The organism is Mesorhizobium sp. P3_A9 (assembly GCF_056402975.1).
The window spans coordinates 1-10,216 of the sequence record NZ_JBFUGJ010000222.1 but is presented as its reverse complement, the minus strand read 5'-3'; the positions used below and the strand labels follow the sequence as shown (position 1 = coordinate 10,216).

The window sequence follows — 10,216 nt, the reverse complement described above, 5'->3', positions numbered from 1 at the left end:
ACATCTGATCTCCCCCCTTGCGGGGGAGATGTCCGGCAGGACAGAGGGGGGTGCCTGGGCGCGGACCATCCTAATGATTTCTATAATCACGCTTGTCATCTTTCTTCCCCTCCCCACCTTCGCCGCCCCTGTCGTCTGCCCACCCGGCGCCGAGAACTTCCCGCCCTTCTACGACGACGCCACGCTGTTCAAGAATGCCATCGCCAGCGTCGCCGATGTCCAGCCTTCCAACCAGCGGCTGACCGGCATCACCGTGCCGCATCATCTCCTGGCCGCCGACCTCGTGGCGCTCGGCTTCCGCGCGGCGTCCGGCTTCCGTTACAAGCGCATCGTCATCCTGTCGCCGGACCATTTCCACAAGACGCACAAGCTCTATGCGACCACGGTGCGCGGCTTCGACACAGTGCTTGGCCCGGTTGCAGCCGACACCGATGCCGTGCGCCTGCTGGAGGCACACAGCGACATGGTTGAAGAATCCTGCCTGTTCGACAAGGAGCATGGCGTGCGTGCCATGTTGCCGTTCCTGCACCACTATTTCCCCGAGGCGAAAATCGTGCCGGTGGCGATGTCGGTCAAGGCTAAGCGCGGCGACTGGGACAGGCTGGCCGAGGCGCTCAAACCGATCGTCGACCAGGACACGCTGATCGTCGAATCCACCGACTTCTCGCACTACCTGCCGCAGCATGACTCCATACGTTTCGACCAGCAGTCGCTGAACATGCTGGCCGCTGGATCGCTCGACGGCATAGCGGCCCTGCGCCAGCCCGATCACGCYGATTCSGTCGGCGCGCTCTAYATCCAGACCARGCTGCAGCGSGMRCTGTTTGGCGCCSRGCCAYTGGTCRTCGCCAACGAGAATTCGCAGGAACACACGASCGACTATGTCGAGCGGACCACCAGCTATGTCGTGGCGCTGTTCGGCGCCTTCGGCCCAGGCTTCAACAACCCCGCGCGTCCCAAGGACAGGATCTACTATCTCGCCGGCGACGTGAATTTCGGCCGCGCCATGAAGAAAATCCTGGTCCGCGACGGCGTTGCCGACAAGATCGTCGACAGCATCCTGGCGCTGACCGGATCGCGGCCGCTGATCGTCAATCTCGAAGGCGTCATCCTGCCCAATGTGCCGGAAGCGATCGACGACATGACGCTGGCCATGCCGGAAGACCTCGCTGCCAACATGCTGAAGCGGCTGCACGTCGCCGGCGTCAGCCTCGCCAACAATCATGCCTATGATCTCGGCCCGTCCGGCTATGCCGAGACGCTGCGCGCGCTGGACGAGGCAGGCATCGCGCATTTCGGCCAGGGCGAGACGCTGGCGCTTGCCGATCTCGACCTTGTCGGCCTGACCGACATCGACACCAACGGTTCGAAGAACACCGACCTGTTGACCCCTGCTCTGCTCGACCGGCTGCTACATGAAAACGCGCAACGGCCGGTCGTCGCCTTCGTCCATTGGGGCCGCGAGTACAAGACCGAACCGTCGCCGCGCGAAGAGATGCTTGCCGACGAGATGCGGCTGCGCGGTGTCTCGGCCATTGTCGGCGGCCATCCGCATGTGTCGAGCGAGGGCATCGTCCCGCTTGCCGGCGGCGATGTGGCGGAAGTCTATTCGCTCGGCAATTTCCTCTTCGACCAGAGCGCGCAACGCTCATCCGGATCGATGCTGGAACTGCGCGTCTTCGCCCAGGGCACGATCTTCACCAGGCTCATCCCGCTGCCCAACTATTTCGAAATGGGTCGTAAATAGCTACCCACAGCCGGCCATGCTGCGCGGCAGATAACAGGCCGCCGGCTCGGTCTTGGTCTCGAACAGCGACGGCTTCGGCCGGAAATAGAAGAAGGTCACCGGCTTGCTCTCGCGCACGCTGCCGTCGGCAAAATGGGCGGCGATGCTGAAACTGTGGATCGACGACATCGCCGACCACATTTTCAGCCGTGCCGTATAGGCGCTGACGTTCTTGTTGCCGCGCACCGGCATGGGAATAGTGTAGTCGTGCTTGCCGATCGGGAATTCGATGTTCTGGTAGCGCATCGCTTCCGGSSTGCCGCCRCCRCCATCGCCGCATTCGGCCATCGATTCGGGAACCTCGAAGACCGCCATGGTCATCTGGGTGCGGAAGGGCTCGCTCTGCTGGTAGACATTGCCCTGATCGTCGGCCCAGGAATAATCGAACTTGCCGATCGCATTCAGCGTCATCGCCTGGTTGAAATTGCCGAGATAGTCGSCGACCTCGCCGAACTTGATCTTGTTGGTGAGCTGGCTGCGGCAGACATTGAGACTGTCGACCGACGGACAGGGAAAACGCCCCGTTTCCAGGCTCGCCGTATCGACGCCGGCCTCGTCGAGCACGCTCTTGATCGACACATCGACGCCCTCGCCGAAACCGCCTATGTCCTTGGTGAACATGCGGCTTGGCTGGCCGGTCGGGTTGCCTTCCTCGTCCACCGTGGTGAACTGGATCGACATCTTCATATCCTTGGCGTCGCCCCAGCCATTGTTGATGATCGTGAAATCCGGCCGAAAGCCGATGCAGCCGAAATGCTCGGAGATCGACAGCATCGGCTTGCGGTAGGCGTCGCTGGCAGCTACCTTCATTTCGAGGCTGTTGAGCTTGACCCTGGACTCGTCCGTCGTCTTCAGGTCGACCTCGGCAAAGGCCGGCGTGTCCTCCCAGTCCTTGCCTTCATAGACATTGCCGGTGGTGACTTTTCCGGTGCCGTTCCAAGCGTCGTTGTAGGACTCATCCTGGGGATAGATCGCGATGTCCTCATCACGCACCAGATGCTGGTACTGCATGTCGGACTGCTGGGTCATGCGTTGATCGACCACGACGCCGATCTCGACCTTGTCGGCATCGCCGCCGCCGGCCTGCGCCTTGAGCAGGCCGCCGACCCTGGCATCGGCCAGAACGTCCGGGCGTGAGCCGCCGACCTCCTTGCCCATCACCCATTGCGATTCATAGACCGTACCGCCGGCGAGTTGGGTCTGACCCTTGCCATTTTTCAGGCCATCGACAAAGGAGCCGGCAAAGATCTCGCCTGTCTTCGACAGCAGCCGACCCTCGCCATTCGGGATGCCGTCGACAAATTGCCCTTCATAGCGATTGCCGTCGGCATCGACATGGATGCCTTTCCCGTTGAGTGCTCCGCCAAGCCAATACCCATCAAAGAACTCGCCCGAGCGCAGCTCAAGCCGGCCTTGCCCGTTGGGCCGGCCGTTCCTGACATCGCCGAAATAGCTGGAGTAGACGGTCTTCGGATCATAGCTCGCCGAGCCGCGCACCCGCCACACCAGCCTGCCCTTGCCGTTGATGGTACCGTCCTCGGCGATGGTCTTATCCGGCGACTGGCCTGCCGCCGGCTCCCAGACGAAGTCGAGGTTCTTTTCCGGATGGAAGTCCCAGACACGCACGGTCCGGCGCAGCACCGAGCGCGTGTCGGCCTGATAGAGGATCTGCACGCGCTCCGCCCAGGCGCCACCGACAGGGGCGGGATCGGCGAAAGCCGGTGAAAGCATCAGCGTGGCCAGCATCGATGCGGCCGCCATCCCGAACACTGCCCTTGCCCGCGCCATCCCCAAAACCCCTTTGGATGCCAACCCCTTGGCAAGCCAAGCGTAGTCGCGGTGCCTGCCTCGTGCAAGCGCAAGGATCGGCACGAAAAAGGCGGCGGGATTGACCCGCCGCCCTTGCGTTCTCTGCGAACCCAGCCCGGATTATTTGTACAGGCTGTTGATCCACTGGATGTTGGCCGCGTTCAGGCGCACGGCGGTGTTCGCGTCGGGGCTTTCCGCCACGTTCACGCCGGTGATGATGCGCTGCTTGGAGTTGTTGTCGTAGGCATAGACCGAGCTGCCGCTCGACCCCGGGAACGTATCGCAGTCATACTGGAAATATTCCGGGGCGATGTTCTCGGCTTTCACTTCGCAACTCGCTTTCCACATCGTGCCCATCGGCTTGTCGCCGGGATAGCCGACAAGGTTGGCGGTGAAGTCGCCGAGATCGTCATAGTTGGCGTAGCCCAGCCAGCCGAGGTTGGTGCCGACATCCTGCTTCAGCGTGACGATGCCGAGATCCCACGGGATGACCGAACCATAGTAGCCCTGGTAGTTGTCGATGAAGCCCTGCAGCACATAGGCGCTTTCATAAGTGAAGGCGCCGAACGGTGCGTCATCGGCGGTGCTGCCATTGAGGCCCGGCACGAACAGATAGTCGGACAACCAGTCCTTGTCCTCATGGCTGTAGAGGCAGTGCGCTGCGGTGAGCACGGTGCGCGGGCCGATCAAGGTTGCCGAGCAGCTGCCGAAGCCGGTCTTCGACTTGGCTTCGAGATAGCCGATTGCCGAGAACGGATAGGTCTTGGTGTTCTTGACCTGCTCGCGATCGTCGGTGCCGAAAACCTGGCGGCCGGCTTCGCCTTCGCCGAGCCCGGGATCCTCGGTCTTGCGCGGGCCACCTTCTGTTCCATTGGCCGGCGCATTCAGTTCCTTGATGATGAGCTCGCGCAGCGCTTCGCTCGGCTCGATCTTGATCACCTTGCCATCGGCGGAACGTCCAACGATGCCATAGGATTTCACAGCCGTTTTCTCGTCGGTGAGCGGCGCGGCGCGGCTGTCTTCGTCAGTAAGCTTCGGTGTCGTGATCGGTTTTGCCCGACCGGCCTTGAAGTCGCCTGAAGATACGTCCCGCATGCTTTCGCCATTACCGGCACTGGCGGAACCAGGGTCGGCGGCGAAAACCGGGACCGTCCACATTGCGGTGGAAAGCAATGCGGAGGCAATCATAACGTTTGTCAGTTTTGGCATGGTGAGACTCTCCCAAAAGTCAGCAAGGACTGGATCAAAATACAGAAATATTGTCGAGATCGTGGTGGTACCGAAAAAATGGTTAAGGCAATCGGCGCACGCACCGGTTCGTTGTTTGCCACGGTCAATCTAAGCCCCCGCTAAAAGACCCTATCGCGACATACTGCCTAAAATAATCCTAGATTGGCAATGACAAATCGCTTCCACGTAGCCCGTGGGGGGCTATAGGATTTTGTGCGGGTTCTACTCGCGGGCACGGTTAGCAAAAGTGGGCTTCGGTTTTGTGACCGATCGCGCGCCGTTTCGATACGGCACGCGTGCGGATCGCCGGATCGGCAGCACCTCCTTGCACAATGCCCGGCGTCGATCTGCGCGGGAGAATTGTCTCAGGAGGGTTCAGGTGCACATCACAAATCGGTTCGGACCAATCGCTGCCGCATCGCTGCTTGGCATTGCCGCTGCCTTTGTATCAATCAACACCGGCCGGGCGGATGAAAGCACCGCAAGGCCCGAAGCGGCGGTCTCGCCGATGCAGCGTGTGAACGACGCCAGGGCCAAGGCGGCGGCGGAAAACCCCGACGGCGCCGACCGGGTCTATGGCGGCAACCAGGCCGAAAAGGGCGCCTATCCTTTCCAGGTCGCGCTGCTCACCACCGCCAGGCTGGACGAGAATCCCGCCTCGCAGGCCAATGCACAATTCTGCGGCGGCAGCCTGATCGCGCCGCAATGGGTGCTGACGGCGGCGCACTGCCTCAACGACAAGGGCAAGCCGATCTCGCCGGACTCTGTCACCGTGCTGACCGGCGCTACCGACCTCAGCGAGGGCAAGCGCCACAAAGTGGTGCAGGTCATCGTCAACGARGGTTACAGCGAGCAGACRCTSGACAACGACCTYGGCCTGCTSCGGCTKGCSGAWMCGRCCGAYGCGCCGACCATCAAGMTYACCCAKGASGCSACSCCCGAMACCGGCAAGACSACSGTCAYCGGCTGGGGCAAGATGCAGGACGGGACGTTCCCGACCACGCTGATGGTGGCCGACCTCGATCTGCAGCCGAACAAGGCCTGCAACAGCGGCATCAAGGCCATCTATGCGCATGATTTGAAGGCGGCGCTTGGCGACCTGTCGCATCGCATGCGCTATTCGGAAAAGGGCATCGATGCCGCCGCCAACGCCATCGCCGCCGACATGACCGACCCGCTGACCAGCAACATGATCTGCGCCGGCACCACCAGCGGCGTACGTGATGCCTGCAATGGCGACAGCGGCGGCCCGCTGTTCATCACCGGCGCCGACGGCCCGGTCCAGGTCGGCGTCGTCAGTTGGGGCGAAGGCCCGGCCGATGGCAGCGCGGCCTGCGGCCACAAGGACGCCTATGGCATCTACACGCGGCTGGCCAACTATGGCGGCTGGATCGAGGCGAAGATGAAGACTGCTGCCCCCGCGCCGGAAAAGCCGAAGGCAGGTCTGGGCACCGCCCAGAAGCCGAAGACGCCCTGAAAGGCGGCATTTGCTTTCATATGTGAAAACGGCGGGAGATGTCCCGCCGTTTCTGTTTGCCGGCTTGCCAAATGGAGCTATTCCCTCGGCAACCCTATTTCCTCGGCGGGCCTTTGCGCTCGGCGGAGGCCGCCCACAGATTGATGTCGGATTCACGCGCGTAGCTATCGATCTCGGCCAATTCGGCATCGCTGAAGTCAAGCACCTTCAGTGCGCCAACACAGTCCTCGACCTGCTCGGGCCGGCTGGCGCCGATCAGCGCCGACGTCACCTTGCCCCTGCGCAGTACCCAGGCCAGCGCCATCTGCGCCAGCGTCTGGCCACGCTTGCCGGCGATGGCGTTGAGCGCCTTGATGTTGGCGATGGTGCGGTCGTTGATGAAGGCCGACTTGAGCGACTTGCCCTGCGAGGCGCGGCTGCCGTCGGGGATGCCGCCGAGATATTTGTCGGTCAGCATGCCTTGCGCCAGCGGCGAGAACACGATCGAGCCGACGGCGAGTCCTTCCAGCGTATCGAGCAGGCCGTCTTCCTCGACCCACCGGTTCAGCATCGAATAGCTCGGCTGGTGGATGACGCAGGGCGTGCCGAGCTGCTTCAAAATATCGGCGGCCTCGCGGGTGCGCTGCGAATTGTAGGACGAGATGCCGGCATAGAGCGCCTTGCCCGAGCGCACCGCATGGTCGAGCGCGCCCATGGTTTCTTCCAGCGGCGTGTCGGGATCGAAKCGGTGCGAGTAGAAGATGTCGACATAGTCGAGCCCCATCCGCTTCAGGCTCTGGTCGAGGCTGGCCAGCATGTATTTGCGCCCGCCCCATTCGCCATAGGGGCCAGCCCACATTTCATAACCGGCCTTGGTCGAGATGATCAGTTCGTCGCGATATCCGGCGAAGTCGGTGCGCAGGATTTCGCCGAAAGCGGTCTCGGCCGAGCCGGGCGGCGGCCCGTAATTGTTGGCGAGGTCGAAATGGGTGATGCCGAGATCGAAGGCCTTGCGGGCGATCGCCTGCTTGGTCTTGTGCGGCGTGTCATTGCCGAAATTGTGCCACAGGCCGAGCGAGATCGCYGGCAGCTTGAGACCGGAGCGTCCGCAACGGTTGTAGATCATTTTTTCGTAGCGGTTTTCTGCGGCGATGTAGGGCATGGGAAATCCTCAGGATCAGGCGGCGCGGGGATCGCCGGAAGGAACAATTGAATCGATGCTCGCCCTCTCCTTACCCCCTCCCCGGCGAAACGGGGAGAGGGAGATTTGAAAAATTATCGATAATCCCTGCGGCCTATTTTTTCTTGGCCAGCAGTTCCTTGGCTGCCTTGATGCCAAGGGCGGCCGGCCGTTCGCAAGTGGTCTGCATGGCAACGAACTTGCCTGTCTCGCCGGAGCGCAGAAGGCCGGTCATGACATCGACGGCATGCAGCGCCAGTTCCATCGAACAGCGGTGCGGCCGCCCCTCGACGATCGCCAGCGCCATGTCGGCGAGACCTGACGTGCGATAGTTCGCCATCATGCCCTGGCCGTGCATCTCATTCGGCACGCCAAGCGGGTGCTTCCATTTCGGCAGCTTCTTGACCGGCTTGCCCTCTTCGGTGAAGCGCACGTCGCCGCCGAAGAAGTTCGGATCCGGCACGAACACCGTGCCTGCCTCGCCATAGAGCTCCATCGGCGCGTGGCCGTGAGCCCAGACATCCCAGCTGGTGTTCAGCGTCACCACCGCACCGTTCTCGAACTCCAGCAGGCCGTGGATGGTGGTTGGCGTGTTGACCGGAATTTTTTCGCCCGCGCGCGGCTTTGAACTGATGGTCCGTTCCTTGGCCGGGGTCGTCGCGAAGGCCGCCACCTGCTTCACCGGCCCGATCAGCTGGATCAGATTGGTGATGTAGTAAGGCCCGATATCGAGCACCGGTCCGGCGCCCGGCTGGAAGAAGAAATCCGGATTGGGGTGCCAATGCTCCATACCGTGTCCCATGACATGGCAGGTGCCGCTGGTGATCTTGCCGAGCTTGCCCTCGTCGATCAGCTCGCGCACCAGTTGGTGCGCACCGCCGAGGAAGGTGTCGGGCGCCGAACCGATGCGCAGCCCCTTCTTCTCAGCCCGCGCCTTAAGGTCCTGGCCCTCCTTGAGCGAAAGCACGAACGGCTTTTCCGAATAGACGTGCTTGCCGGCGTCGAGCACGCGTTYCGACACCTCGTAATGCACCGCCGGTATCGTCAGATTGACGATGATGTCAATGTCGTCGGCCTTGAGCAGATCCTCGACGGTTTCGGCGCGCAGCTTGAACTCCTTCGCCCGCGCCCTGGCCGCGTCCATGTTGATGTYGGCGCAGGCACGCATCTCGATGCCGCGAAACAGCGGCGCCAGCGAAAAATATGCTTTCGAGATGTTGCCGCAGCCGATGACGCCAATACCCAATTTCTTTGCCATGATGATTGTTCCTAGTAAGCCTTGACGGATGCGATCGAGCGGCGGGCGAAGCGCTCGATGTCGTTGGGGTTGTCCTGTTCCATGACAAAGTACTTTGCCGCGCTCTTGGCCCGCAACAGTTTGATCAGGCCGGCCCAGTCGATCGTGCCGTGGCCGACATCCGACCAGCCATCTTCATCCAGTCCTTCGCCCGGCTTTGCAATGTCCTTCACATGTACGGCGACGATGCGCTTGCCGTGCTTTTCGATCCAGGGCAGCGGATCGGCGCCACCGCGCACCACCCAGGCGAGGTCCATCTCCCAGCCAACACCGGGGGCGGAAGACAGGATGTGATCCTGCGGCACCGAGCCGTCGGCGAGTGCCTTGAACTCGAAATCATGGTTGTGCCAGGCAAAGCCGTAGCCGGCCTTCGAGGCCACCTCGCCGACCTTGGCCAGACGCTCGCCAAAGCCGCGCCAGCCGGCCGCGTCGGACGGCCTTTGCTCTGCCAGGAGATAGGGGCAAATCAGGAGCTTGATGTCGAGCCCCTCGGCTGTTCTGCGCACGCCGTCGAAATCCTTCTCCAGCGCGTCGATGGAAAAATGCCCGGTCGGCATGGMRAGSCCGTTCTTGTCGAGTTCGGCGCGGAASGCCTTGGGGTCGTCATAGACGCCGCCGAAGCCYTCGACTTGCGTGTAGCCAAGCTTGCCGAGTGTCTCCAGCACGCCGGTCCAGGGCAGGAAATTGCGGGCGCTGTAAAGTTGGAATGACCAGTTCATCGTCTTTGTCCGTTCTGCTTGGGATGGTGGGGCTTGGGGGATGGTTCTTGGGAGAGATTAGAGGCGGCTGCCGGTTTGGGCATCGAAGAGCGAGGCCCGCATCGGGTCGAAGCCGATGCTTACCGCGTCGGCATTTTTCGGCGTTCGCTCCGATGTCACCCGGACGGTGAAATTCTGCTTGCCGAGCTTCAGCCAGACTAGCGTATCGGAGCCCATCGGTTCGACGACTTCGACATTTGCGTCAGCCGTAAACGGCCAGCCGGCGCCGCTGTTGAAGGCGACGTGCTCGGGGCGCATGCCGAATACGGCTGGCCCCGGCACGGGCTCCTTCTCGAAGGCGTAAGTCGCGAGCGGAATGCGCACATCCTCGACAACAAAATGCCAGTCGCCCTTGTCTTTCTCCAGCTTGCCGTCGAGGAAATTCATCGCCGGCGAGCCAAGGAAACCAGCGACGAAACGGTTGACCGGGCGGTTGTAGATGGTTTGCGGCGCGTCGAGCTGCTGGATGACGCCGCCCTTCATCACCGCGATGCGGTCGGCAAGCGTCATGGCCTCGATCTGGTCGTGGGTGACGTAGATCATGGTGTTCTGCAATTTGCGGTGCAAGAGCTTGATCTCGACACGCAGTTCCGAGCGCAATTTGGCGTCGAGGTTAGACAGCGGCTCATCGAACAGGAAAACGTCGACATCGCGCACCAGGGCCCGCCCGATCGCCACGCGCTGGCGCTGGCCGCCGGAC

The 10,216-nt window shown here is 62.2% G+C and carries 8 protein-coding genes; 2 read left to right on the top strand and 6 right to left on the bottom strand.

Features of this window, described 5'->3' with window-relative positions; genetic code table 11:
* Window positions 1-73: 73 nt before the first annotated feature.
* Entirely contained in the window at window positions 74-1,747 is a 1,674-nt protein-coding gene (gene amrB / locus AC1DX0_RS24380; protein WP_477357124.1) for an AmmeMemoRadiSam system protein B, read from the top strand.
* Here the strand turns inward: amrB and AC1DX0_RS24375 are convergent, their stop codons facing one another.
* Window positions 1,748-3,547: an MORN repeat-containing protein gene (locus tag AC1DX0_RS24375; RefSeq protein WP_477357122.1), complete on the bottom strand. Its 1,800-nt coding sequence runs from the start codon at window positions 3,545-3,547 to the stop codon at window positions 1,748-1,750. It abuts the gene before it with no gap.
* 168 nt (window positions 3,548-3,715) lie between these two features.
* Entirely contained in the window at window positions 3,716-4,690 is a 975-nt protein-coding gene (locus tag AC1DX0_RS24370; RefSeq protein WP_477357120.1) for a trypsin-like serine peptidase, read from the bottom strand.
* Between the two features lie 514 nt (window positions 4,691-5,204).
* Here AC1DX0_RS24370 and AC1DX0_RS24365 point away from each other — a divergent pair.
* Window positions 5,205-6,302 carry a S1 family serine peptidase gene (locus AC1DX0_RS24365; protein WP_477357118.1) on the top strand — a complete coding sequence of 366 codons (1,098 nt, stop codon included), beginning with the start codon at window positions 5,205-5,207 and terminating at the stop codon, window positions 6,300-6,302.
* Window positions 6,303-6,396: 94 nt separating this feature from the next.
* Here AC1DX0_RS24365 and mgrA read toward each other — a convergent pair whose 3' ends face one another.
* From mgrA to AC1DX0_RS24345, 4 genes are all read right to left on the bottom strand, one after another.
* Window positions 6,397-7,443: an L-glyceraldehyde 3-phosphate reductase gene (mgrA, locus tag AC1DX0_RS24360; protein WP_477220196.1), complete on the bottom strand. Its 1,047-nt coding sequence runs from the start codon at window positions 7,441-7,443 to the stop codon at window positions 6,397-6,399.
* A gap of 133 nt (window positions 7,444-7,576) precedes the next feature.
* Window positions 7,577-8,719 carry a Gfo/Idh/MocA family protein gene (locus tag AC1DX0_RS24355; RefSeq protein ID WP_477357116.1) on the bottom strand — a complete coding sequence of 381 codons (1,143 nt, stop codon included), beginning with the start codon at window positions 8,717-8,719 and terminating at the stop codon, window positions 7,577-7,579.
* An 11-nt stretch (window positions 8,720-8,730) separates the two neighbouring features.
* Window positions 8,731-9,477 (bottom strand): sugar phosphate isomerase/epimerase family protein, encoded by a 747-nt coding sequence (locus AC1DX0_RS24350; protein WP_477357114.1) that lies wholly within the window; start codon window positions 9,475-9,477, stop codon window positions 8,731-8,733.
* Between the two features lie 57 nt (window positions 9,478-9,534).
* Window positions 9,535-10,216: ABC transporter ATP-binding protein (locus AC1DX0_RS24345; protein ID WP_477357112.1), on the bottom strand; the 682-nt coding region annotated here is incomplete at its 5' end.

Excerpts from the sequence above, each read along its gene's own strand:
- AC1DX0_RS24370 (WP_477357120.1), bottom strand. The coding sequence starts at position 4,690 with ATGCGGGACGTATCTTCAGGCGACTTCAAGGCCGGTCGGGCAAAACCG.